General features: G+C 50.9%; 30 protein-coding genes. 1 reads left to right on the top strand and 29 read right to left on the bottom strand.

Going from position 1 to position 25355, the window contains the following annotated elements:
* Positions 1-18 precede the first annotated feature (18 nt).
* From KF749_02005 to glgB, 18 genes are all read right to left on the bottom strand, one after another.
* Positions 19-948, bottom strand: a complete 930-nt coding sequence (locus tag KF749_02005; protein MBX2989921.1) for a M48 family metalloprotease — start codon at positions 946-948, stop codon at positions 19-21.
* A 50-nt stretch (positions 949-998) separates the two neighbouring features.
* Positions 999-1910: a TIGR01777 family oxidoreductase gene (locus tag KF749_02000; protein MBX2989920.1), complete on the bottom strand. Its 912-nt coding sequence runs from the start codon at positions 1908-1910 to the stop codon at positions 999-1001.
* Entirely contained in the window at positions 1907-2410 is a 504-nt protein-coding gene (locus tag KF749_01995; protein ID MBX2989919.1) for an SRPBCC family protein, read from the bottom strand. Before KF749_01995 ends, KF749_02000 begins: the two co-directional genes overlap by 4 nt.
* Positions 2411-2428: 18 nt before the next feature.
* Positions 2429-2734, bottom strand: coding sequence for a lycopene cyclase domain-containing protein (locus KF749_01990; GenBank protein MBX2989918.1), 306 nt, complete (start codon positions 2732-2734; stop codon positions 2429-2431).
* A complete protein-coding gene (locus KF749_01985) occupies positions 2731-3039 on the bottom strand; it encodes a lycopene cyclase domain-containing protein (GenBank protein ID MBX2989917.1) in 309 nt (102 codons plus the stop codon). Before KF749_01985 ends, KF749_01990 begins: the two co-directional genes overlap by 4 nt.
* Complete coding sequence (locus KF749_01980) at positions 3036-3866, bottom strand: carotenoid biosynthesis protein (protein MBX2989916.1); 831 nt, start codon at positions 3864-3866, stop codon at positions 3036-3038. The genes KF749_01985 and KF749_01980 overlap by 4 nt, the downstream gene beginning before the upstream one ends.
* Complete coding sequence (locus KF749_01975; protein MBX2989915.1) at positions 3863-4417, bottom strand: hypothetical protein; 555 nt, start codon at positions 4415-4417, stop codon at positions 3863-3865. Before KF749_01975 ends, KF749_01980 begins: the two co-directional genes overlap by 4 nt.
* Before the next feature lie 41 nt (positions 4418-4458).
* Positions 4459-5616: a glycosyltransferase gene (locus KF749_01970; protein ID MBX2989914.1), complete on the bottom strand. Its 1158-nt coding sequence runs from the start codon at positions 5614-5616 to the stop codon at positions 4459-4461.
* Positions 5613-6335, bottom strand: coding sequence for a lysophospholipid acyltransferase family protein (locus tag KF749_01965; GenBank protein ID MBX2989913.1), 723 nt, complete (start codon positions 6333-6335; stop codon positions 5613-5615). Before KF749_01965 ends, KF749_01970 begins: the two co-directional genes overlap by 4 nt.
* On the bottom strand, positions 6332-6754 hold the full coding sequence (locus KF749_01960; GenBank protein ID MBX2989912.1) for a hypothetical protein: 423 nt from the start codon (positions 6752-6754) through the stop codon (positions 6332-6334). The genes KF749_01965 and KF749_01960 overlap by 4 nt, the downstream gene beginning before the upstream one ends.
* A gap of 1 nt (position 6755) precedes the next feature.
* Positions 6756-8261, bottom strand: a complete 1506-nt coding sequence (crtI, locus tag KF749_01955) for a phytoene desaturase (GenBank protein MBX2989911.1) — start codon at positions 8259-8261, stop codon at positions 6756-6758.
* Entirely contained in the window at positions 8258-8716 is a 459-nt protein-coding gene (locus tag KF749_01950) for a sterol desaturase family protein (GenBank protein MBX2989910.1), read from the bottom strand. The genes crtI (KF749_01955) and KF749_01950 overlap by 4 nt, the downstream gene beginning before the upstream one ends.
* 26 nt (positions 8717-8742) lie before the next feature.
* A complete protein-coding gene (locus KF749_01945; protein ID MBX2989909.1) occupies positions 8743-10167 on the bottom strand; it encodes a deoxyribodipyrimidine photo-lyase in 1425 nt (474 codons plus the stop codon).
* A gap of 4 nt (positions 10168-10171) precedes the next feature.
* Positions 10172-11086, bottom strand: coding sequence for a polyprenyl synthetase family protein (locus tag KF749_01940; GenBank protein MBX2989908.1), 915 nt, complete (start codon positions 11084-11086; stop codon positions 10172-10174).
* 8 nt (positions 11087-11094) lie between these two features.
* Entirely contained in the window at positions 11095-12042 is a 948-nt protein-coding gene (locus KF749_01935) for a phytoene/squalene synthase family protein (GenBank protein MBX2989907.1), read from the bottom strand.
* A gap of 31 nt (positions 12043-12073) precedes the next feature.
* Positions 12074-12979, bottom strand: coding sequence for a helix-turn-helix domain-containing protein (locus KF749_01930; GenBank protein ID MBX2989906.1), 906 nt, complete (start codon positions 12977-12979; stop codon positions 12074-12076).
* 40 nt (positions 12980-13019) lie between these two features.
* The gene (gene crtI, locus KF749_01925; protein ID MBX2989905.1) at positions 13020-14552 is read right to left on the bottom strand and encodes a phytoene desaturase; all 1533 of its coding nucleotides are present in this window, start codon (positions 14550-14552) and stop codon (positions 13020-13022) included.
* A gap of 129 nt (positions 14553-14681) precedes the next feature.
* A complete protein-coding gene (gene glgB / locus KF749_01920) occupies positions 14682-16937 on the bottom strand; it encodes a 1,4-alpha-glucan branching protein GlgB (GenBank protein ID MBX2989904.1) in 2256 nt (751 codons plus the stop codon).
* Positions 16938-17035: 98 nt separating this feature from the next.
* Here glgB and KF749_01915 point away from each other — a divergent pair, with 98 nt between their 5' ends.
* Complete coding sequence (locus KF749_01915) at positions 17036-17581, top strand: response regulator (protein MBX2989903.1); 546 nt, start codon at positions 17036-17038, stop codon at positions 17579-17581.
* On the opposite strand, the gene KF749_01910 is transcribed toward KF749_01915, so the two are convergent.
* From KF749_01910 to KF749_01860, 11 genes are all read right to left on the bottom strand, one after another.
* Positions 17578-18918: a hypothetical protein gene (locus tag KF749_01910; GenBank protein ID MBX2989902.1), complete on the bottom strand. Its 1341-nt coding sequence runs from the start codon at positions 18916-18918 to the stop codon at positions 17578-17580. The two genes, KF749_01915 and KF749_01910, sit on opposite strands and share 4 nt — an antisense overlap.
* Positions 18919-18938: 20 nt before the next feature.
* Positions 18939-19547 carry a penicillin-binding protein activator LpoB gene (locus KF749_01905; protein MBX2989901.1) on the bottom strand — a complete coding sequence of 203 codons (609 nt, stop codon included), beginning with the start codon at positions 19545-19547 and terminating at the stop codon, positions 18939-18941.
* A gap of 59 nt (positions 19548-19606) precedes the next feature.
* Positions 19607-20824 (bottom strand): DNA recombination protein RmuC, encoded by a 1218-nt coding sequence (gene rmuC / locus KF749_01900; protein ID MBX2989900.1) that lies wholly within the window; start codon positions 20822-20824, stop codon positions 19607-19609.
* A gap of 77 nt (positions 20825-20901) precedes the next feature.
* Positions 20902-21612 (bottom strand): Bax inhibitor-1/YccA family protein, encoded by a 711-nt coding sequence (locus tag KF749_01895; protein MBX2989899.1) that lies wholly within the window; start codon positions 21610-21612, stop codon positions 20902-20904.
* Positions 21613-21668: 56 nt separating this feature from the next.
* Positions 21669-22037: a thioredoxin gene (gene trxA, locus KF749_01890; protein MBX2989898.1), complete on the bottom strand. Its 369-nt coding sequence runs from the start codon at positions 22035-22037 to the stop codon at positions 21669-21671.
* Between the two features lie 356 nt (positions 22038-22393).
* Positions 22394-22627 (bottom strand): hypothetical protein, encoded by a 234-nt coding sequence (locus KF749_01885; GenBank protein ID MBX2989897.1) that lies wholly within the window; start codon positions 22625-22627, stop codon positions 22394-22396.
* Positions 22628-22740: 113 nt separating this feature from the next.
* Positions 22741-22965 (bottom strand): DUF3276 family protein, encoded by a 225-nt coding sequence (locus KF749_01880; protein MBX2989896.1) that lies wholly within the window; start codon positions 22963-22965, stop codon positions 22741-22743.
* A gap of 118 nt (positions 22966-23083) precedes the next feature.
* Positions 23084-23560, bottom strand: a complete 477-nt coding sequence (locus KF749_01875; protein ID MBX2989895.1) for an ImmA/IrrE family metallo-endopeptidase — start codon at positions 23558-23560, stop codon at positions 23084-23086.
* 24 nt (positions 23561-23584) lie between these two features.
* A complete protein-coding gene (locus tag KF749_01870; protein MBX2989894.1) occupies positions 23585-24193 on the bottom strand; it encodes a hypothetical protein in 609 nt (202 codons plus the stop codon).
* Positions 24183-24767: a sigma-70 family RNA polymerase sigma factor gene (locus KF749_01865; protein ID MBX2989893.1), complete on the bottom strand. Its 585-nt coding sequence runs from the start codon at positions 24765-24767 to the stop codon at positions 24183-24185. The genes KF749_01870 and KF749_01865 overlap by 11 nt, the downstream gene beginning before the upstream one ends.
* Positions 24768-24982: 215 nt before the next feature.
* On the bottom strand, positions 24983-25355 hold a 373-nt coding region (locus KF749_01860; GenBank protein MBX2989892.1), incomplete at its 5' end, for a hypothetical protein.

The following is a 25355-nucleotide window of genomic DNA, read 5'->3' as shown; positions in this document are numbered from 1 at the left end:
CGTCGGAATGGTAACGCCCTATTGTGAACTTTGCATGGAACGAAATCCTTGTGTTGCCCGTTGCAGTGCAGCAAGGCGCTGAATCCTAACTTCCATCGGGGGGTGGGATTTGAAGAGACTGAGAACAGGTATCGAGCGGACGGGGCTAACCACAAACAGGTGCCCCACCGCAGGGGGTAAGAGTGTCGGAAAGAGATGTTTCTTTTTCTCCATCGTTCGAATGACATTTGCCATGTCGTGAGGGTTGCCCGCACGGGAAGCCGCCGTATCGATTGCATAGAAGCGCTTCATGTTCAAAACAACTCTCGTCGAGTAGGCGGCAAGCGGAGCCAGAAAAACCATTGCTCCGCGAAATCCAAACCGGAGGAAACCCCCTTTTCGTGATCCGGAATCGTTTGCCGCCGCTTTCTCCCGCGCAAATCGGGAGGTCATTCCCATCATCATTGCCAACACTGCGACCACCATTCCGACCGCCGTATCGCCGCGACGCAATTGAATAATCTGGTGGGCAACTGTGCAGCGAAGCTCGTCGTTGTTCAGGAGTTTCGCAGCGCCGTCCGTGAACAGCAATCCAGCTTTCTTCGCCTTGAATCCCACCGAACCGGCGTTGGGCGCATCTTCAGGCGTCATGTAAATCTTGGGCATCGGGAGATTCGTTTGCGTGAATACTTCACCCACGATCTTGAACAAAACAGGATTGTGATATACGGTCAGCAATTCGGCCCTGCACATCTTCACGACCATCTTGTCGGCCAACCCGTATAGTGCCGCGACAAGCGAACCCCAGACTATGACAGCAAGCCACGCCCCCTCCTGGGCTGCAACCGCATACCCGATAGCGTAGAAAATGAGGAGGGAAATACCGCCGAGCAAGACGAGCTTCGCGGTATTGAGAATGTAGTTCACGACAGGCGGATGTGGTTTCTTGTAGAACGATGAGTGAGACAACGCGATGCCCCCCTTCCAACCGCCCCTACCTCAGCTTGATGCCTGAAAATCTATGAAAAAATATCTCCTAACGCACCATCTAATTTTGGAAAGATAAATGAGTACCCGTGTTGTAGAAGCTTAGAGGGAACAACCTTTTGTCCCGTCAGAATCATACTTGACATTTCGCCGAGAGCGATCTTCAGAATAAACCCCGGCACCGGCGCCCAGGATGGCCGCTGCATTGCTTTGCCAAGCGCCCGACAGAACTGCTTCATTGTTGAAGGTTCGGGGGCCGCAAGATTAAGAGGGCCGGAGATGGACTCGGATTCAATTGCAAACTGTATGGCACGCATGACATCGTTCACATGAATCCACGGAAACCATTGTCTTCCCGAGCCGATCGGCCCGCCAACATACAGTTTGAAGGGCAGTGAGAGTTTTTCGAGGGCAACGCTGCCTCCTCCGATGACAACAGCAGTTCGCAACAGTACAACCCGCGTACCGTATTGTTGCGCTGACAGTGCCACGCGTTCCCACGCTTCGCATACATCGGCGAGGAAGCCATTACCGCGAGCGTGCGATTCGGTCACGTCATCACTCTCAACAGGCCCGTAGTAACCAACTGCCGAGCCGTTAATGAGAACAGGAGGTTTCTTTTTTGCGCGGTTGACTGATTCGATGAGGGCACGCGTTGCATTGATGCGACTTTCGAGAATCTTCTGCTTTTGATTTGATGTCCAACGTTTTCCGCCAATGGACTCGCCCGCAAGATTGACGATTGCGTCAGCACCCTCGATTTCCGAGTACCATGCTCCAGCTGTTCTGCCGTCCCATTTCACTACATGAACATTGGGCCATTGAGGCACCTTGACTGCAGCCGGATTCCGACTTAGCAAGACAACCGAATGGCTGGACGCTGCAAAATGCTCCATCACATTCCTGCCTATGAATCCCGTACCGCCAGCTATCACTATCTTCATAAAACCTCCTCCTGCTCCGAATGAACATACTGCCTGACTATCTTGGGCTCCGCAAACTGCCGACGTACGGCCCTCTCTCTGTAATCAAAAATCTCCTCAAGCTGACGCCGAACAATCAATCGGTGAACCGCCTCTCCGAAAATACCAAAAGGAAGAACGTATCGAACCTCATCACGCATATCCGTCTTACCGTTCTGTTCGAGAAATGTATGAGTATGATGCCAAAAAGAATAGGGTCCGCTGATTTGCAGATCGACGAAGTGGTGAGGCGGATTGAACTCCACAATGTTTGTTGTCCAACGAACCGGCATTCCTAACCAGTTCACGGTATAGTCAATCAATGTCCCCCGATGCATTTCCAGTGGCAGCGGCGTGAGAATTCTGAAATTCAGCCACGGCGGTGTGATGCGTGCAAGATTCTCCGGCGAGCGGAAGAATTCAAATACTTCATCAATCGGATAGTCGAGAGTCTGAACCCGCGTCAACGTGTGGACGTTCATGTATATTCACTCATCTTATTACTCAACTCGTTGTTTGATCCTCCAGTATTCCCACAACACTACGGATAGTGTAATCAGACTGAAGCCGTAGAGATAATCCTCAACCGGAATCGTAAACAACCGCACACCCAGATAGAATTCGTCACCGTACATGACAATCGGCCTCCAGGTCAGGTATCCGTTTACTACCGTCTTGAATCCATACATGACACAAAGGAACATCCAAAAGACCTTAGTCCCGAGAATTTTTGTTCTGAGAATGAATACATCAAGCACAATAACAACAAGACCCGAACCTATGGCAAGAAGTGTGTATTCCTTCACGTCCTCCTCATAAAATACTTTGTCGATTCCCAAACAAACACGGAGACGAACGCAACCACCATAAAAAACAGCCACTCTTCCAGCGGAAGACCCAGAAAATCAATACCGAGCGTAAAGGCTTGATTGAACGACCAATGCCCTCGAGCTGTTGCCGCAACATCCCAAATCCAAAACGGAATCGAGACTGCGAGAATCACTTTGAGTAACACAAGCTTGTGCTTGCTCAAGTTGAGATTTTTATCCCGACTGAGAATCAACGGGACGAATACCGTAGCACATAATACTGTCAGGTACTCCCACTTCATCCTTCCTCCGCACTCTTACGCGCCGGATGCCATCGGTGCCGGTAACCGGAAATAATTGCCACAGCCACAAAAAGAAGCGAAAATCCAACTGCCGATGCAAACCCGTGTACCAGATCAGTGATGACAAAAAGTACCAACTGCAACGCATAGACCGTTAACGCAACAATCTGCATCGGGAGACTCCGGGCGACAGGAATACGTTCCCCCGTTGCCCGGATTGCGGCTACACAGACAAATCCGATCAGGAACCAGCTCATGTAATTCTGTACAGGAACTTCGCCGTCGTTCCACAGCCAGTAGCGGTTGATGGCCGATGCCATCGGTTCGAGCGCGATATCAAGCGCAAGCGTCAGCAACGAGGCAGTAAAGGCAATTTGCAGAAGAGGGACGGTTCCATGAATCCATTCCGCAATTCTCCGGGTATTCATGATGGTTGCGTACCAGGCAAAACCAATTGCTACGGGAACGTCAAACAGCAGCGGAGCGAGGGTAGTGGTATAGGTGTACGCGCCGAACGGATATCCCGTTGTCACTCCAACATATTCTACTGCAAATGTACCGCCTGCTAACACAAAGAAAATCAAGGCATTGCGGGCGAATGATCGTGCCCGCAGTTCCGAGACAAACGTAACAGTTCCGTGGAGTATGATAATCACTGAAGCCGACCACGCAAACTCATCCGGCAAAAGCCCTCCGGCAACGAACACAAGGCCGCACACGGAAAGAAAACCGGTAAGAAGAAATACCTGCTTGAAAACCTCTTCCTCCCGCCTTCGCGAAAAGCCAGCTGAGAATGCAAGAAACCGGCGCTGAAGGAATACGCTCATCTGCGTTGCGACGTTTGATTGGAGAGATGACTGTAGAGTTCCTTGTTCGAGCTTGCAATAAATGTCGCTAACATACTCTCCATATCAGCACGCATTCGTGATTCAATGAACGCCTCGCCAAGAACCGGAGCCAGCCAGTGGATTTCCGACCCGGCGTTTCTGCTCAGCCGGAGCCGCAACCGGATATGAATCTGCGTCGAGTTCTCTGTTTCCGGTTTGATTGTGACGGCACAAGACATGTAATTCGGATCGTCGATGCTGACTGACCGGTAGAGTGTCATCGAATCCCCAACAACGGATTTCGCAATCAGGAAATCCGTGCTCATTTTTCCCGCGAGAGGAATCTGCTTTTCCGTTTGATACAGAAAGGTGTTTTCGCCTACCGGTTTCACGGAAACCACACCCGGCATGTGGCGGGCAAACAACCCGATGTCGTCCACATAACCCCGTAACGCTTCGCGGGAAAGGTCAACTGTGTAGGAAGTTGTTGTCGTAACATCAACAACAAAAGAACTGTTATTGAACAGAATCAAGAAAATCAGTACTCCCACGCTACTCCTTGTACGCTTAATACATGAAAGAATCCAACTGATTACGACACTGCATTCCCGCTCCGGAAATTGTATGTTCTCCCCTTCCATCGCAATCCGCCGCTCCACAATGCCCATCGGACCGAGTTGATTGCTATGCCTGCTACCACTGCCATCCCCACGGGATGCAAGAGTGTTGCCGGAAGATTCATCTTGAACCTCTGAGCCATCAACAGCCGAATCGCCAGGATGAGACTTACCTGGCTGATAACAATCGGGGTCCATTCAAAAGTTTCAGACGAGAAGAACAACATAACGAGAAAGCCGAACGGGGCAATTGAGGTGACGACGTTGAAGAAAATTACGGCAGCTATCGCCGGAAGCGAGTATTTGAAACCGGGAAAGAAATTTTTTGAGAATCCCTGCCAAATCTGATTGAACGATCGGTACATACGTGATGAAACAATCCTGACGCCATCCATTATCCGGAGTTGGTAGCCGCGCTGTTTGACAAGCCGCGACAGCCACACATCTTCAACAAGCGCATCCTTGACCGCTTCATGTCCCCCGATTGCATCGTACACGCTTCGCTTGAACAGCATGAACTGTCCGTTCGCCATCGCAAATTTCGGATTCCGGGATGCGCTGACGAGAGGAAACGGCAGAAAGCAAAACGTTGTGAAATGAAGCATCGGCATCACCGTCTTTTCCCAGAATGTTTTCAGCTTGAGAAACGGAATCACCGTCAGCAAATCCGCTCGTGAGCGCTCCATTGCCGCAACCGCTGCCGATATGCTGAAGCGTGAATGTTCCGTATCGGCGTCTGTGAACAACAGCAGTTCACCCCGGGCTTGTTGCGCAAGCTGATGGCATGCGAAACACTTTCCCACCCAACCCGGAGGTAACGGAGCACCGCGAACAAGCCTGACGCGAGAATCCGTGCGTTCCCACTGTTGAACAATTGCCGCCGTTCCGTCGTGTGAATTATCATCAAGCACGATGATCTCATATTCGGGATAGTCCTGACCGGCAAGTCCGGAAAGACACACCCCGATGTTCTGCGCTTCGTTTCGGGCAGGAATCAGAACTGAAACCATCCGGCGGTGTTGCGGTTTTTGGGATGGCCGGATCCTGCCGAAGGTATAGATGTTGAGAACTGCAACTGCCCCCATGCACAGAAGCAAGCACAAGATGAGTATGTGATAATCGGACAAGGTCATTTCATTCTCACAGCGTCATACTTGTTATTTGTGGAAGCGCTGCCTTTCAGAACTGTCTTAAAGCCACTCATGTCTGAGTCCGCAATTTTGCAGCGCAGCGTATCCAGCAACCCTGTCACGGCATGCTCGAATTGTTCAGTCGTCTCCCTGAAATCCTGTGCGGGATCGACGAGCATCGGTTTTCCGAAGAGGGTAAATGCTTCGGGGCGTTGTTCCATCAGAAATTCGTAGCGACGGGCAAACGGAACGACCTGGACAGGACGTCCCACCATTTGAATAATACGGGCAGCTCCGGGAAAGAAACCCAACGGACGAACATCATTCGGCTTCATCTCCCCTTGCGGATACATCCAGAGAAAGCGGTTCGGTGTGTCGAATAATGAGGCTGCGTATTGCATTGACTCGACGGACGATCGGGGGGACTCGCGCCGCACGGAAAACGCCCCCAACCACCGGAAGAATCTGTAGCGGACCATCTGCCGTTCTTCCATCATGAGATAAATGTCAGCATCCAGCACTTCTGTTGCGAGATGATACTCGATCAATCCATCCCACCAACAACAATGGTTCCCGATGAAAAGAACCGGTCGCGTTCGATCCAGTTGCCGGATATGTTCCAATCCTCCGAGATGAACCCTGAAGAAATGCCTGCGGAGAAGCCGGGTATTGTACAAACTGAATACCGTTTTGAACGCAACGTTTTTGTTTGCTTCGATCATCCCAACACCTCTGCAATCGCCCGCCTGCGATACATAAACAACAACCGGACTGCCGGGAAGGCAAAGGGCGCAAACCACCACACAGGCCGGCACTCGACAACATCGGTCAAGCGGGTACCCGTACCTTCAGACTCGTACTTGTGCGTATGCTTCCAGAACCGGAACACGCTTCCGCGGAACGTGTCGACAAAATACTCGCCCGGTACAACACGCTCAATTGCGGAGTTCCAGTGGAAACTGAATACCAGGAAGTCAAGCGTAATCCGGAACTCTCTTCCTTGAACTACACGCGTGTCATCGGCCTCAATGTGAAGACGCGGGAACGGCGGGGAAATCCGTTTCAAATTCTTGACATCATCATAGAACTCTCGTACGGATTCATGCGGTGCCTTCACGAATTGCGTTACGCTGATTGTCATGTCATGCCGGGCCATGCTGTTGTTGAATCATGTCCGCCACGATTTTACCGGAAAGCAGAACCAGCGGAATTCCCCCTCCCGGATGCGAACTCCCGCCTGCAAAGTACAGGTTTTCCACTTCCGCAGATTTGTTGGGAGGACGCAGGAAAGCGGCCATTCTGCTATTCGATGATGTGCCATAGATTGAACCGCGATACGCATTGTAGCGTCTCTCAAAATCAAGCGGTGTGATGATCTCTTCGTACTCGATATGTTTCTCAATATCACCGAGTCCGAGTGCCGACAGTTTTCGAAGTATCAGATTGCGATACTCGTGCTTCTCCTTCTCCCAATCAAACAGATACTCCCGTGAACTGTCCGCTCCGGCACAACGGAGCGGGGGGGCATTCACCAATACAAATATGTTCGAGCATCCCGCAGGGGCGTGCGAACTGTCACTCAGAGATGTCTGACAGATATAAATCGTCGGGTCGGGAGAAGGCTTGAGGTGATTGAACATCACATCGAATTCGTCTTTGTAATCGGCTGAGAAAAATACATTGTGATGCTTCAACTGGGGGAATATCTTCCTGATTCCCAGCAACAGCACAAACCCGCTGAGAGACGGTTCTACGCTTTCGAATTTCCCCCGACTTCCATTCAGTAATTCTTTGTGCGTGTACAACGCGTCAGCATTGCTGATCACAATGTCAGCAGGTATCATCCCGCCCGATTTCGACAGAATCCCCTTTGCTCTCTTGCCTTCTGCAACGATGTTACTCACTTCAAATGATCTCTGAATCCGTACGCCTTTTCTCTTTGCCAAGCCTTCGAGCGCCGCTGCCAGTTTGTACATTCCGCCTTCCACATACCAGCCGCCGAATGCAAATTCGATGTACGGGATGATTGCCAGTGTTGCCGGAGCGTGATACGGCGAGGAGCCGTTGTACGTGGCAAAACGGTTGAAGAGTTGCCGCAACCGCGAATCGGCAAAAAATGATTCGACCGCATCGTCCAGCGTCCTGAACGCGTCCAGCTTTGCGACAGCCGGCAAACGCTTGATGTTACCGAGAATACACTTGACGTCAAGGGAACCGAACGGCTGAAAGAGAAATGTGTCCGCTGATGCCTTGTAGATTCTCTCCCCGTGCGCAATGAATTTTCGAAACCCTTCAACATCCGAGGGGCTTAGCCGGGCTATTTCTTCTTCTGTTGTCTTGAGATTACCCGACGCATCCAACGTTGCTCCGTCCGAGAACCAATAGCGGCAAATCGGATCTACAGGAACCAACGTGATGTGATCCTCCATTGCTTCGCCGACTGAAGTGAACAATTCCTTGATGATAGACGGCATTGTCAGCAAGGATGGTCCGGTATCAAACGTATAGCCGTTGCGACGGACGATATCCATTTTGCCGCCAACCCGCTCGTTCTTCTCGACGATCGTCACGCTGTAGCCGTACTGCGCCAACCGGATGGCTGCCGCCAACCCGCCGAGCCCTGCACCTATGATGACGACCTTCTTCACACGACCTCGTCTTCGTCAACATGTTCCTTCTGCACTCTTTCAGCATTGAAGAACATCAATAAGCCGTAAGGCTCGCCGCCATACCGGTGATGAATGGCGTGTGCCTGTTTGAGTTTGAGGAGAAAGGGAATGCGCAGCCGCATCCATTTTGCCCGGCGATGAACATACAGATCGTGAATGAAGAAATACACAAGCCCGTACAAGGTAATGCCGATGCTCAGTGCAACAATGTCGCTTCGGCTCGGATCTGCAAGGCCGAACATCATCAGACTTATTGTGATGGCAGCAAAGATCATCGGGAAGATGTCGTTCCATTCAAAGATGCCGTGGCGCGGTTCGTGGTGACTCTTGTGGAAAATCCAGCCGAACCCGTGATATACAAACCGGTGCGCAAGGTAGGAGACGAACTCCATGACGATGAACGAGCTTACCAAGATGAGAGTGAACCGAATCATGCTATACATTCAGAAGTTGTGTCAGATTACTTGCGTGACGCTGCATTTTTGTAGATGTCAATTGTGACATCCCGTTCCGCCGCATGATCAACAATCGGCGCGGGGTATATTTTGCCGATACCGAAGCCATTTGCAGTCTTGGCATCCATCGTCCAGGGCGAGTGAATCAACTCCGAGGGAATGTTCTTTAATTCCGGAACATATTTCCTGACGTAGTCGCCGGTCGGGTCGAATCGTTTTCCTTGCGAAACCGGATTGAAGATGCGGAACCACGGCGAAGCGTCCGTTCCTGTTCCCGCCGCCCATTGCCACCCGCCGTTATTCACAGCAATATCAGCATCACAGAGGTGATCGAGGAAAAACTTCTCGCCCCATTGCCAGCTGATGTGAAGGTCTTTCGTGAGAAACGATGCAACGATCATGCGAACCCGGTTGTGCATCCATCCTTCCTGAACAAGTTGCCGCATTCCCGCATCAACAATCGGGTACCCCGTACGGCCTTCACACCATGCTGTAAAATGCTTCTGATTCTCCCTCCACTCCAACTTTTCAAACTCATCCCTGAATGAACGCTCGGCAGCATGAGGATAGTTTGCAAGTATTTGATAGTAGAACTCCCGCCAGATCAACTCGCTGATGAACGTGTCGATATGTTCTTTGCCACGCTTGTCGGCATTTTTTTTCTGTTCGATTGCCTCCCGATATACCTGCCGTATGGAAACAACTCCAAGCGAAAGAGCTGCCGAAAGTTTTGATGTTGCATCGATCGCCGGATAATCCCTTTTGTCCTTGTAGGAGAGGATCTTCTCCTTGACAAATTGCCGGAGCTGCCTGAGGGCGACTGTTTCAGTATCCCGATGAGCGGAGGCAAACGTTCTTTGCCTGCTGAGTGAGAAACGGCCATCGGCATCCGGAGGCGAAGAAATAGTCCTGATCTCCGGAAGCAGAGGGGGAATTGAGTCGCTGAACGCAAGCCACGCTTTTTTGTACGGGGTGAAGACTTTGAACGGTTGCTTTGATTGATTGAGGATTTCCTTCTTCTCAAACATCACCCGGTCTTTCAGCAATACCAGTTCGACCCCCACCTGAAAAAGACTTCGTCGAAGTTGCTGATCACGATAGAGAGAAAAGGGATCGTACACATCCACTCCATACACCATCTCGGCACCGACCTCCCGTACAAATCGTGGAAGCTCGTCCACAATATCGCCGGAGAGGACGAACAATTGTGAGCGTCGTGATCGAAGCTCGGAGTCCAGCGAAGCGATTGCTGATCGGACATAACGTCTTCTGGGTGTTTCGGATTCGTAGCGCTTCTCCGTGTTCAAACACAAGACAGGGACTATCTCGTTGGCATCCTGCATTGCCGCATAGAGGGCAGTATTGTCGCTGACACGCATCGCCCGACGCATCCAGACAACTACCCGATTGTACCGCTTGTTTGCCGGCACTTGCCTAAGCCTCCCGACTCATCAGTGATCTTGCCAACGTCCGGAGCATTTCATTTGCTTCACATGGCGGCAGCCGGTCGAGCGACGAACATGCTTCATGCGTGTACTTCTGAACAAGGTACTTCGTCGCATGAATTGCATCAGCACGATTGTCAGAAACTGCTATCGTGAATGCGTCCGAAGTCACATACGTGCTTCTCCCGTTCTTCACATCTATCAGAACGGGTTTGCCCATCCGTTCTTCATCGCCGGTTGCATCGAGTAAATCATCCTGTGCTTGAAACGCCACTCCAAGATTGTATCCGTAGTATGAAAGGGCTTGAATATGTTCTTGATCGGATGTCCCGATCATTGCCCCGATCTCGGTTGCCGATTGCATGAGTTTTGCTGTCTTCTTCTCCACCATAAGTGAGTGAGCATCATCTTCTGCACAGTTGACGAGCGACAAGCAGAGGTCGTAGCCCTGACCTTCACACACATGACGGAATGAATCCGCAAATACATTCAGAATGCGCTCCCTGTTCACTCCATTGTGCATCTGCATCAACTGAAAAGCGAGGGCGATGTATGCGTCTCCTGCGAGAATCGCCATCGGTACGCCATGCGTCGTGTGGATTGTCGGCACGCCCCTCCGCAACGGCGAATCATCCATAATATCATCATGAATGAGGGATGATGTATGGAGCAATTCGATTGCAGTTGCTGCATCAACTGCTTCATGCTCGCTTCCCCCGACTGCAGAACAGGATAGCATTACGAGGATTGGACGAATCATCTTGCCGCCATACACGGATTCTTCCATTGCACGTTGCAATGTTCGCGGCTTTACCTCTGCCAGTATAGAGGATATCCTCTCACGGATGATCGATTTGAAGAACTCGTATCTGCCGGTTCCGGCGTGGCGCTCGTGAACTTTCATCGCTGCATTCACATTTGCTCCGCGGGTATAGGGCTGAAGGGTTCAAGGTTCGTACGGCCCGCTGATTGATGTTTTCTTGAGAAGCCTGCCGCCGCGAACAGAGCAATGCCGAGTTTCTGTGCGAACGGGACACTGGCACGCAGCGTGAAGACGTTGAACGAGTTCTTCTCTATCTTCGGTAGAATCGTCGCATACGTCGTGCTCATAAGCCGGACGCAGAAGCGCGAACCGTCATTTGTGAGCAGCGGGATGCCCTGTTCAGCAGATTCATAGTATCGTCGGGCCCGGTCAATCTGGAATTCCATCAATCGTTTGAAATTCCGATTAACGACACCGTCCTTCAGCTCACGTTCCGAATATCCGAACGTCGCCAACTCATCTTGGGGCAGATAAATCCTTCCACGCCGGTAATCTTCTCCAACATCCCGCAGGATGTTGGTCAGTTGCATTGCAGTCCCCAAGTCGGCCGCGTGTCGCAGCGCTGAATCATCGGACACTCCGAAAATCTTCGTCATCATCAGCCCGACAACAGAGGCAACACAATAGCAGTAATCGTTGAGCTCTGAGAAATCCGCAAACCGCTTCTTCTCCAAATCCATTTCAACACCGCGAAGCAGGTCCATGAAGTAGTCCTGCGGAATTGCATAGCGAAACACCGTATCCCGGAATGCGAGCAGTTTCGCGTCCATCGCCGGTGAGTTGTTGTACACATACTTCAACTGATTTCTCAAATCATCAAGTCGTCGCCGGGCCCGGACATGGTTCCCCATTGCCGCTCCATGGTCTGCTATCTCATCGGCGTAGCGGCAGAACGAATACACTGCATACGCTGCAAGGCGTTTCTCACGTGGCAACATGTGTGAAGCAAAATAGAATGTCTTTGCATAGTGCCGCGTGTACAACCGGCATTGCCGATAGTTTTCGTGAAGTTCCTGGATGTCAAGAAAACCAATCATCGTTCCTTTGTTGAAAAGAAATGCGTGTTATTCAGTTTGACACTGGCCCGATTTTCATTTCGAGGTTTTGAATAGCTGCCATCAAATCAAAAGAATTGCGATACAGTGAGGCATATTCAAGCAGCGCGTGACCATTTTGTTGAACCGCTCTCCCCCCGATCAGAATGTTGGGTTGAAGATCATGCAGCTCTTTCAACATACTGTGCAGTTGTTGGATTTCCCTCTTGTCATCCGACTCCGTCGTGATGGAAAGGCACACGGCTGTCGGCTTGAGGGTCCGTACGCCGTTGAGAATGGACTCATAGGGAGTCCGGGCGCCAAAATAGTGTGTCATCCAACCTTCTGATTCAAAAACATACGACGAGCATCGAAGGCCGATTTCATGCTGTTCTTCACCGGGGCAAGCACAGATTACGCGGAAGCCGGTTTTTCGTTGCTTTGTGTTGATTTGCGTTTGCAGCTTCGCCAGCGCTTCCAGCGTTTCGTACGACGCCCGGTGTTCGGCATTCACATCAAGTTCGCCGCTTGCCCATCGGGCACCGATTTCCGTCATGCCCGGGCCGATCACCAGATCGAACAACTCCCACAAATGAATGCGATGTTGATACAAATAGGAGAAGTAGGAAAACAGATCCTTCTTCCCCGTTCCGAGCGCCTTTTCAACAAACGCGTTTTTTAGGATTGCAAAGTCACGCGAGAGTACGCCAACCTGAATTCTCTCGGCAAGCGTATCTTCCTGCGTCAGACTGAGCGTACCGGCCGGCTCGAAGTTCAGTGATTGGGCGAATTCCACGACATGTTTCATCTCGAATTTGCGGTGTCCGCCGGGTGTTTTCATGCACTTGAGTGTGCCTTCATTGGCCCACCTTTTCACGGTTGTTTCCGTGACATTGAACAGGCGTGCAACATCTGCCGTTGAGAGAATTGTCTTCTTCATGTTTTGCCATCCCCTGATAAGAGTCTCAAAGTGTTCATTGCTATGCGGCTTCCTGTTGTTGAGGTACGACATCCCGTTGCGGCGTCACATACTCAGCCAGATCCTGCAGCACACATTTCTCGGTCGCCTCGGCCGAAAGCAGGACACCCGGCACTCCGCCGCCCGGATGCGTTCCGGCTCCGACAAAATAGAGCCGCTCGATATCCTCGCTGCGGTTATGCGGACGGAACAACGCACTCTGCGTCAAGCGCGGCTCAATGGCAAATGCGTTTCCTAAATGCGAATTCAGTTGTGCTTCGAAGTCAAGCGGCGTGAACATCTCCAGTACCTCGATGTTCGCCCGAAGGTCAGTCATCCCGAAATCGTTTTCGAGGAAATTCAGAATGCGTTCCTTGAACGGACCGGCTTGCTTATGCCAGTCAACCCCGCTGCCGAGATGCGGTACCGGAACCAGCAAATACATGCTTTCGCAGCCGAGCGGTGCCATTGATGCGTCCGAACGGCTGGGCACATGAAGGTAGATCGAAAAATCATCCGCAAGAATCTTTCTTTCAAAAATATCCCTGACGAGTTCCTTGTAACGCTGACTTAAAATGAGTGTGTGATGCTTCAATTGCGGATACTGTTTTTTCGTGCCGATGTACAGCAGGAAGCAACTCATCGTGATATGCAACCTGTCAACAGATGCGTCCGACCATTTCTTTCGATGTTGCGGTTTGATGAGATTCTTGTACGTGAAGGGAACATCGCCGTTGGCAATGACGGCATCAGCCGCATGAAATTCGCCGTTAGCAACAACGCCTGTAGTACTGCCATTGTCGACAACTATCTCGCTGACTTCGGCGTTGGTTCGGATGGTCCCGCCCGATTCGAGGAAGACTTGCTCGAAAGCCTTGACAAGACTGTACATTCCGCCTTTTGCGTACCACACGCCGGCTGTTTTTTCCAGATACGGAATCATAATGTAAATGCTCGGAGCACGAAACGGCGATCCACCGATAAACAACGGATGAAAAGAAAACGCAAACCTGTTCCGCTCGTCTTTGAAGTATTTTGAAGCAAACGAATACACCGGGGTCAGCCCTCCGAGCGATAACGCCCGGGGGACGAAGTTCAGAAACGACTTCCACGTAAGAAATGGCGTTGAACCAAGCCCTTCGGTTATTACTGCATCGTAGATAGGTTTGACGTCTTCGAAAAACCTGTCGTAGTTGGCAGCGTCAGCCGGATTGAACTTTGCCATTTCCTTTTTCATTATTTCCGCATCGCCCGAATAGTCCATGTAAGACTTATCGTGGAAATAGATGCGATAGAACGGGTCGAGCGACTGAAGCTCGATGTAATCCTCCATCCGCTTGCCCGCCGCTTCAAACACCCGCTCGATGATGAACGGCGCCGTAATCAGCGACGGCCCCATGTCGAATGTGTAGCCGTTCTTTACAAGCTGGTATGCGCGCCCTCCAACTTTCTCACGTTTTTCAAAAATCGTTACATCGTAGCCGCGGCTTTGCAGACGGATTGCTTCTGCCAAACCTCCGAAGCCTGATCCTATAATTGCTATTTTTTTCATCAATCCAGAGTTGTCGATATGTGAGCGCATTTCCAACAACCTATTCGGGGATGAAGTTCCGATTTGTTCGTTTTTTTTGAGAGGGTGTAAGAATCCACTATTTCCTGCAAAATAGCAAGAAATTCAGGCTATTTACTTCTTTTTGAGGTACAATGCCCCGAGGGGTGGAAGGTTGAGTAGTACGGAATGATCGCGGCCGTTCCATGGGATCGGCTCGGAAAGAACTTCTCCCGAATTCCCGACATTGCTTCCGCCATAAACGGAAGCATCGGTATTCAGAAGTTCACGGTATGCTCCCTCGTGCCTGACTCCGACACGGAATCCGTTGCGCGGCACAGGGGTGAAGTTGAATGCCGCTATCACTGTTTCGCGGGCCTCTTGTGATTTGCGCTCGAACGAAATAATGCTGTTCGCCCTGTCTGAAAAATCAATCCACTCAAAACCGGTATGAGCGAAATCCTCCTCGTACAAAGCAGCCTGTTGTTTGTAGATCGAGTTCAAATCCTGCACAAGCCGGAACACGCCTTGATGGTATTCAAAATCGTGCAATGCCCAATCCAACTGTCTTTCGAAATTCCACTCCGTCCATTGGGCAAATTCTCCCCCCATGAACAGGAGTTTCTTGCCCGGAAAGGCATACATCAGCGAGTAGAGCAGGCGTAGATTGGCAAATTTCTGCCACACGTCGCCGGGCATTTTGTCGAGAAGGGAACGCTTGCCATGCACTACTTCATCGTGTGAGAGGGGAAGAAGGAACCGTTCACTCCACGCATACCATGCGGCAAACGTGAGCTTATCGTGATGGTGGGAGCGATAAATCGGATCCTTCGAAAAGTACTCGAGCATGTCGTGCATCCAGCCCATATTCCATTTCAGATCGAAACCGAGGCCGTGCTGATCGAGCGGGTGCGTAACTCCCGGAAATGACGTCGATTCTTCCGCTATTGTGAGCACACCGGGATGATAGTGATGAACAACGCCGTTGAGATGTTTGAGAAACTCAATTGCCTCGATGTTTTCCCTGCCCCCGTACTGGTTGGGAATCCATTCTCCTTCCTTGCGGGAATAATCGAGATACAGCATCGAAGCAACGGCATCAATACGCAGTCCGTCAATGTGATACTTCTCGAGCCAGAACAGCGCATTGCCGGTCAAAAAGTTCTTCACTTCACTCCGGCCGTAGTTGAAGATGTACGTTCCCCAGTCCATATGCTCGCCTTTGCGAGGGTCTGCGTGTTCGTACACATGCGTTCCGTCGAACAAGGCAAGCGCATGAATATCCTTCGGAAAATGTGCCGGAACCCAGTCGAGCAAGACGCCTATCCCGTTCTGATGGCAATAGTCGACAAAATGCATGAACTCCTGCGGCGTTCCGAAACGGCTTGTCGGCGCATAGTACCCAGTAACCTGATAACCCCACGATCCGTCGTACGGATATTCACTGACAGGCATGAGTTCAATGTGCGTATAGCCGCATTTTTTGACATACTCGACAAGCTGCTCGGCGAGTTCATGGTACGTAAGCCAGTCATTATTTTCGCCGAGTTTCCACGAGGCAAGGTGAACCTCATAAATCGAAACAGGTTTCGAGGAAATGTCTTCCTTTGAGCGTTTCTCCATCCAATCCTGATCATTCCACTGATATCCCTGAAGGAAGTTCACTTTTGCGGCGGTTCGGGGGCGGAGTTCCATTTCGGTGCCGTAGGGATCTGTTTTGTCGAGTACAAAACCCTGCTGCGTCTTTACGTGGAACTTGTACAACGAACCCTCGGGAAGTCCCGGAATGAAGATCTCCCATATCCCCGACGAGCCTAACACACGCATCGCGTGAAACCGACGGTCCCACCTGTTGAAATCACCGATAACGCTGACGCTTCGTGCTGCCGGCGCCCACACCGCAAACTGGACTCCGCCAACTCCGTTCACCTCGGCGTAGTGCGCGCCTAACTTCTCGTATATCTTATGATTATCGCCAGCATTGAAGAGATAGATGTCGAAATCGGTAAGCGTCGGCATGAATGAATAGGAATCATGAAACGTCTCAATACTCCCCGAAAGAGTGGTTTTGCGCAACTGGTATTGAAAAACGTCCTTCTGGTTTTGAATCACAACTTCGAAAAAGCCGTTGGGATGGAGTTTCACCATCGGGTATTCTTCTTCCTGCGGGATGGCCGTTCTTGTGGATGTGCTCCCCTTTCTTCCTACAGGCGATTTTTTTCGGGCAGGAAAGACAACGGAAACACCCTCAGCATCCGGAAGAAACGCCCGAATGACGAGACATGGTTTCCCGTCTAATTGCATTGTATGCGGACCCAGCACTTGGAACGGGTCATGATGGTCGTTGTACATCACACGATAAACGTCATCAAGCGGAGCTGTTGTGTTCATTGCCGGTCAAGATCGAAAAGAGTTGGGGATGTGTGAGATAGTGTTTGAAAGATAACTGAATTTGAGGGAAATTCCATCAGCAGAACCTTCATTACCGTTTGAAGAAACTACATGCCTTCAGGACATTCCGCCCCCGTAATGTGCCCCGATGGGGGATTCTGAGCAGGATTTCAAGTGGTATTGATCTTGCATCACTTTTTGCAGAATACAACCACGCCGCTACAAATAAAGGAAATTGTGAAGTGAAGATTCTGCTTGTTGACAACGACCCCGTGTACATCAATCTGATGGCCGAAGTATTGCGCCTGCATTCGTATGATATCGTTATTGCCACGGATGGTGAGGCAGCACTTGATGTGCTTGACAGGGAAGCCATCGACCTTGTTATTTCGGATATCAGCATGCCGAGAATGAACGGCATTAATCTGTACAAGAGCGTCCGGGCAAACGAGCGGCTGAAAAACATCCTCTTTGCCTGGAACTCAGGCTATCGCGAGTTGCGCGACATTGTTGAAGTCGAGAATCCCTCGATCGACTTCAAGCTGGATAAAGCGATGCCGATGCCCGGCTTTCTCTACTTCATCGGCAGCCTCCAGAAGCGTGTCGAGCAGCAGAAAGAGGCGCACGGGTTCGCTATCAACTAACGGACATCATCCACGATAACAAACGACGTCCGTCCGGACCGGACACTCACCGAAAGATCCCGAACCGCAAATAGCCCGTCACTTGATTTTACCCGGAGTGTATACTCTCCGGGTTTTGATTGTATGCGGGCAAGATGAATTTGTGCCGGAAGAGTCTGCCACGAACGCGTATCCGCCTGTTCCGTAGCGCCGATCAGCAAATCAATAGCGACGCTCCCGAAAATGTTGGCGAGTTTGCTTTCGTTTTTCTTCAACTCTGACTTAGCCTTCTCAGCGGCCAGAAACTTCAGCACGGCTCTGCCTCCGCTTTTCAGGTAAATCATCGCGAGACGTTCGTCAAGCGCCTTGCTTGCTATTGCAGTTATGTCCTGTGCAACCTCCGGCACTGCGGAAAGCGAATCTGTCGCCGACACAGCTTCAACACTGTATTCCCTCCCGCCAAAATACCGCGGAACAAACTTCGGCAACGCAATTTGAAATGTGTGGATAATTCCCGCCGTATCAGGGATGGATACGGAGGGCCGGACTTGTTCTTTCTTCGGCGCGTGACCCACATAAGCAATAACGAGGATTGACCCCTCCTCACGTCTCTTCGTCCGGTCGTAGGGCTTGCCGCCAAGCTGCTCGAACTCTTCACGTTCTTCGACAAAGTCCATCAGGGTCGCGGTTCGCACAATGTCATCAAGCACAAAACCGGGGGCATGTACTCCGTAATGCTGCCGGTACTGTTCGAAAGCTCGATAGGCGTTGCGGTAGGCAATGAAGGCGTCGTTCACTTCGCCTGATGATTCGTACAGCGCCCCCGTGATGTAGCGGATGAACGCATCTTCCTGATACGTATTCTTCCCGTCATACTGCCGGGCATACTCGCGCAGTTTGATATCGACCTTGCGGGCTTCCACAAGAGCCGCGTCAAGATCCCCCTTTTGGGCAAAGTTGAGGGCGAGAAAGACGTTCACCATCACCTTCTCAAAATCTTCGCCGTCATACGGAATGATATTATCGTTCAGGATAAACGATAACACTTGCTGGGATATGCTTTTTGTGAAGAGTTCGTCAATTTTCTGTTCCGCACGAAAGAAATACGTGTTGCTTGAATCCGGCTCGCCGAGATAGTGATACAACAAGCCGAGATCGAGATTGTACATAACCTCGTTCTTTTCACCGTAGAGATTTTCATTCTTCTGGATGAGTTGAGCCGCCTGCTTGTAGTTACCGCGGGCGATGTTGGCGTCAACTTCACGGCGAAGCGCTTCAGTTCCTGAACATCCGCCCAGAAAAAAAGAAAGCGCCGTGACCAGCCACAGCGCTTGTTGTCGGTACAATCGTACTCTCAAGCAAACTCTCATGAGGCAGGTCAGAATTTGCTTCCGCTTTGAGAGACAAGCTTCTTAATCTTCTTTTCTCCGATCCACACTTTTTGGTTGGTTTCGATGTTCACGAGTTCGAGATTCACCTGGTAGAACTTCACCGACTCGCCTCCCTCCCTGTCAATAATGCTGGTAATGTCCCCCCGCAACATGAAGTCGGCACCCGTCTCCTGCTGGAATCTCTTCATCGATTCGGCGGTGGAGAACTCTTGCTGATCCGAGCGCTCGTCGCGTATTTCCTGCCGCTCCTCCTTGTTGGCGACAAAACTCACTCTGCCGGAGTTGAGCAATTCCCGCTCCAAGTTCTTGATGAACGCCGTTGTTGCTATATGTTCGCTCGTGCGGTTTTTTACCGTACCGACAATGACGTTCGGCTCCTTCTGTTTTCCAGTCTGGAAGTTGGTGAGCCACGGCCGGGTCAGAGCATCTTTGATCATTTCTTCCGCCACGAGGCGCGAATCCGTGTCGTTCCAATCGCCGCTCAGGTCAATTGCCTTGTCAGGTTCAACACGCGTGACAGTCTTGCCTGAGCCGCCGCAACCGGCAAGCACCAGAGTCGAGAATGAAAGGGCGAGAGTAAGAATAGTTCGTTTCACAGTTCCTCCAAAAAAGATTGAAAACCCTAAGGCAAAGATAGAGAAAAGTGATGCAAGCTTCAACTCTCCGGTTCATCCGGCTGGCCGATTTCTGGAAGCAACGCAGCGGAATCAGTGGGCGGCAGTTGTTGAACATCCTTCAGCTTCCGCTCGATGGCGCGTGATTGGCGCGAAGCTGCATCAATCGTGTTGCTTACTTCGTGAAGCTTTTTCTGAGTCTTCTCCAGAATCTCTCCGAAGCGTGAGAATTCAGTCTTCACGGTGCCAAGCAATGACCAGACTTCGCTTGAGCGCCGCTCAATCGCCAGTGTCCGGAATCCCATCTGTAAGCTGTTGAGAAATGCCGCCACTGTTGTCGGGCCCATAACAGTGACTCTGCTTTCACGCTGCAACGTTTCCAGCAAGCCGGCCCTGCGTGTTACTTCAGCATACAGGCCTTCGGTGGGGAGAAAGAGGATTGCGAAATCCGTTGTGTGCGGCGGTGCGAGATATTTTTCTTTGATGGTGTTCGCTTCTTTCTTGATACGGGCTTCGAGCAATTTGCCGGATTCATCAACGAGCGCTGCGTTTGCCTGCTCCGCCGCATCTACAAGTCGGTGGTAATCCTCCTGGGGGAATTTTGCATCGAGGGGGAGCCAAACGGGTTCATCCTCCTTTTCCCTGCCGGGCAGTTTCACGGCAAACTCAACACGGTCATTGCTGCCGGGTTTGGTGGCAACGTTTTTGGCGTATTGGTCGGGTGTGAGGAGTTGTTCGAGGAGATTTCCCAACTGAATCTCGCCCCACGTCCCTCGTGTCTTCACGTTCGTCAACACTTTGCGCAAATCACCAACCCCCGAGGCGAGGGTCTGCATCTCCCCCAATCCTTTATGAACAAGCTCCAACCGCTCGCTGACGTGTCTGAATGATTCGCCTAATCGTTGCTCGAGTGTTTTGTGCAACTTATCGTCGACCGTGGCGCGCATCAGCTCCAGACGCCCTTCAACAGTCTCCCGAATCTTATCCAATTCACTCCGCACGCCTTCGGAAACGGATGAAAGAGTTGTTGTCAGTTCCTGCCGTTGTTGTGAGAGATTGCCGGATGTCTCGTTCCTGCTACGCGAGAATTCCTCCCGCAATGAACGTTCAAGCCGCTCGGCGTTTTCCTGAAGAAGGGCAAGCTCCTTTTCAAGCTCGACGAAAACCTCATCCTTCGGTTTTCTCAGCAACACGACGAGAACCAGAACAAGGACGAGAATCAGCAGTACCGTCGAAACAATCAGCAAGGTTTCAACCATTCATCTCTCCAACAAAAAGACAAAGCCGACCACAAGCTGGCCGGCTTTGAGAATATTCTTAGTATCCACTGTGTGATCTATCTTCGTTTCCCCATCACTCTGAGCAGCAACAGGAACAGGTTGATGAAATCGAGATACAACTTCAACGCTCCCATAATCGCCCCCTTTTGCTCGGCCTCGGAGCCCATCGTTGCGGAAAGCCCCATTGCCTTGATCTTCTGCGTGTCGTAGGCAGTCAAACCGACGAAAATCAGAATACCGATGTACGTCGTAATCCAGTAGACGGTCGAGTTGCCGAGAAAGATATTGACAACCGAAGCGAGAATCATCCCGATCAACCCCATCATCAGGAAGCTGCCGAGTCCGCTGAGGTCGCGTTTCGTGAAGTAGCCATATGCACTCATCACGCCGAACGTCCCTGCCGTAACCATGAACGTGCCGGCAAGCGACTCCGCGGTGTACATGAGGAATATGATGGAGAGGGTCAAACCGGTAAGGGCGGCGTAACCAACGAAGATTGTTGTTGCGGTTGCGGCGCTCATTTTTTCGAGTCGCACGGAAAGCCACCCCACAAGCCCGATTTGTACGAGAAACAAACCGAGCACAACCCAGCGGCTCGAGAACAACAGTTCAAGCAAACCGGGCGTGTTTAGAGTCAACATGCTGGCTGCACCCGTAATCAGCAATCCGGCCATCATCCAGCCGTACACTTTTACGAGAAATGCGCGCTGCAATTCCTCGGCCTCAGCGGTGCTGATGACGCGTTGCTGAATCATATTCTCGTTCATGGTGTTCCCTTCAGTTGTTCGTTACGGGCTCAATATACGGGAACTTCTGTTCCCGTTCAATTCTCCGAAACGGCAGGAGCCATAAGAACGGTGTTGATTGCCTCAACAAACGCCTCTTTCGGCAATGCGCCCATTGCCATTTGCGGCTTTCCTTCCTTCGGAACAAAAAGAATGGAAGGAATGCTTCGAATACCAAACACCGACGCAAGTTCCTGTTCCTTTTCCGTATTGACTTTGTAAATGTTGACCTTCCCGGCATATTCCTTCGAAAGACCCTCAAGCACGGGCGCTACCATTTTGCAAGGACCGCACCAATCGGCGTAGAAGTCGATGATTGCAGGTAGTTCACCCGAAAATTTCCATTCCTTGTTGTTTTCGTAGTCGAAGACTTTCTTGAGGAAGGTTTCTTTGGTTAGATGTTCCATTGTTGTGTTCTTGCTCCTTTCGTGGATATTAAGATTCTGCTGATAAGATGCTAAAAGGGCAAGAAAGGGTCAGGGATCAGGGTCTTTGCATATCGGCTGGGTTTCGGCGGCTATCCCAGATGTGGATAATCCTAATTCCGCCTTCGATTATGGAGTAGAAAATGAAGAAATGCTTCCAGATAATACACCGTTCGCTTCTCCCCGCCACACGTTTTCCAATTGTTGGAAGCAACGAAACATTGTGAACGAGTCTGTACACTGCATCCCTGATCTGTTGCTGTAGGTGTCACTTCCGTTCCTTTCAATCCAGTAGCTCAGTATACTGTTTAGATCATCTTCCGCTCTTCTTGTCCAGACTATTTCCTGAGCCATTTGTCGATTGATTTGAATACTTCCTCGTGCGTCTTGAACTCTCCGCGAGCCACTTGTTCCTCGCTCTCATCTAATATCCTTTTTTGCCAATCGGGAATGACAATTTCATCATCATTCTTGCTTGCCTCAATGATCTGACGCAGCCCTTCCAACAATTCAACATCGTCAATCGTGTCAATGCTCTCATGCAACAAGGTCTTCAGTTCATCTGTACTCATCGAAACCTCCGTGGGTAATTAAGGTCTGGATGCAATATACTATTCCTGAACGCGGCAGTCAAACGAAAGGGCAATCCCCCACCGGATTGCCCACGCTTGTGCGCGAAAGACAATTACGCCTGGACCGCCGCAGCCGACGCCTCTTCGATGGCCTTGCGGAACTGCTCCATCGTTTCGCCGAACACACGAACAGTGTTGCGCTTCTTCTCTTCGCCATCCATCCGGGTCTCGGAAATCGAAAGATACTTGTTCCCGTTCTTCGCCTCCTTCAGGTCGATGAAGTAAGTCGTCTTTCCGGACTTGACCATCGTCGAGTAGATTGCGTTTGTGTTTGTCATGGCATACCTCCAAGCGGTTGTTGTTTTTTGTTTTGTTTGAGATTGGCTTTCGGCCCTCTACTCATATAAACGAAAACAGGTAACAATCCCTCAAAACGACCGGATTTCACCGGTTTCGTCAGCGAGGGTATTCGACGAGCGTTTTGAGCCTGAGAATCATCGCCTCTTCGCTTACGTCAAACAGGCGTGAGAGGGTTGAAGGCGAGTATGTCCGGGAGGCAAGGAGTGGTTTCAGAAGTTGAGTCGGAACGAGAAGCTCGGACGCGAATGCATCCGCCTCGCGGTTGAGTTCGGCGATCTCGTGAAGTGAGCAACGGCTTTCGGGAGGATGGTTGAGAATGATGTGTCCGAGTTCGTGCGCAAGCGTGAAGCGCTGACGCCGATGATGATGATTGGCATTTACTCCAATGATCTTGTGCTTCGGGCTGACGAGCCCGGAGAGTTCATCCCGAACCGACTGTATCGTGACAATCTGAAATCCGAGCATGCTGGCGAGCCGTTCGACATCAATCGGAGGATGCAGATCGCGAGCGAGCCTTGAAAGCAACGCCTGTGCTGCAGCGGCGCTTTTCCTCGTTGATGAGGGAGAGGGCATTTGCCGGAAGTTAATAAATCACAATTACTTACGAGGTAACTTGTCTTGTTCTCTGATTGCCGTCAACAGGTTACTTAACTTCTCGTTTTCCTCTGGTGGAATTTCGAGCTTTGCCTTGGCAAACATTTCAGATAAACCTTGTTCGAGCGAAACGGATTTTCCGGTTTTTCGCTTACCTGTTTTGTACCGGGCAAGAACGTGTCTGACGGAAGGACGAAAGAAAACAAGCTGATGCGTTCTCCGGATCATCTGTTCCAACTCATCAGCCGAAATCTCGAGAAGCGTCATCACCCTTTTCCACACTTCGACAGGAATCTTGAGCGGCGAAATTGCGTCATGCTCCATCAGGCGATAGACATTCAGCGTTAAGCCGATCCTGGAAAAAATTTCTCCGGACTTTAGAGAGTGTTCGGCTCGCAGACTTTGCAGCATTGTGCCGATAGTCAACGGGACTGGCTTCGGAGTTGCCGTAAGTGCCGATTCAAGCCTCGCTATAAGCGCGTTGCGAGCCTGCGGGGAAACGGATTCTGACGCCTGCCTGTGAACTACCGTTTTCTCGTATGCTCCGTGCGTTGTTATCCACCCTTCCAGCCAAGCCAACCGGATCAGGCGGTCAATCTTGTCATGTTTCATGATGTTCCAGTTCAGGATAGTACTCCGCAAGGAGTTTGATAAACTTCTTTTTCACGCGTGCGTGGTACACCTTCAAATGCGCCACGGGCTTTCTCGTGTAACCGGCAATTTCTTCATACGAAATATCAAGCGCCCTGCATCGGAGCAAAACCCGCTCCCACGATTCCAGCCGGTCGAGCGCATCGGCTATTGCCATGAGCTTTGATGAAATACCTCCGTTGCAACCGTCAACTGCATCCCTGTTTGCATGCTCATATTGGCGGACGATATAGTTGGCCAGTTCCTTCTCTTGAGGCGAACAGCCCTCTCCATTAGTGAGCGGGTCATCAATAAACTCAACGAAACTCTCCGCCGCCGCCGCACGCTGCCGCACATAATCCCTCACTCTGTTCCGGAAAATCCTGATCACCCAGCCGTTGAAATCCGAATCATGCCGCTTGAATTCGAACGAATGAATTTTAGTCACAACCGAAACCAACACATCGCTGACCAATTCCTCGGAATCTTGAACATTCAATCCGAAAACGTTCACGGCCTCATGTAGAAGCTTGTTCTGGAACGCATCGGCAAGCAAGGCGCACGCATCCCTTCGGCCGGTTTTCAGCCCATCTACAATGATCTTGTTGGAGGCGGCGCTATTCCTTGTTTTCCGCGGAGTCGTAACACACCCTCCTATTATATTAAACGAAATCAGGTAACAGCTAATGGTCGGCTGCTAAAAAAACGAAAAAAGGGGGCGTGGAGCCCCCCGAACCAAAATCTGTGCAAGAATTGCTGAAAGATGCCGCCTTAGGGTTGCGGCTTCTCCTCCTGACCTTTGCTGTGATGAAGGTCGATCATCGTCAGGTCACGCGCATAGGGCACGGAAACAACCGTCTCAATTGACTGCGCTTTGCGGACGAGAGATTCGATACGTTGCAGTTGTTTGCCGATGAGTTCAAGATCCTCTTTTACGGTCTGATTCTCCCGCACAATCGAATTCTTGGCAAGCCGCTGTTGTAGCAAAAACGCCGTCGCAAGCGGATTGGCGATTTCGTGTGCCACGGCAACTGCCATTTCAATAACGGTTTTCTGGCGGGCTTGTTCTGCAACACTTTTCTGCAGGTTGATGGTTCGCAACCCGACGTTCAACCGGGCGAGCAGTTCTTTCCTGTCAAAAGGC

Source organism: Bacteroidota bacterium (assembly GCA_019637975.1).
Lineage (GTDB): Bacteria > Bacteroidota > Ignavibacteria > UBA10030 > UBA6906 > CAADGV01.
The sequence above is the reverse complement of the archived record's forward strand: the minus strand, read 5'-3'. Positions and strand labels throughout refer to the sequence as shown.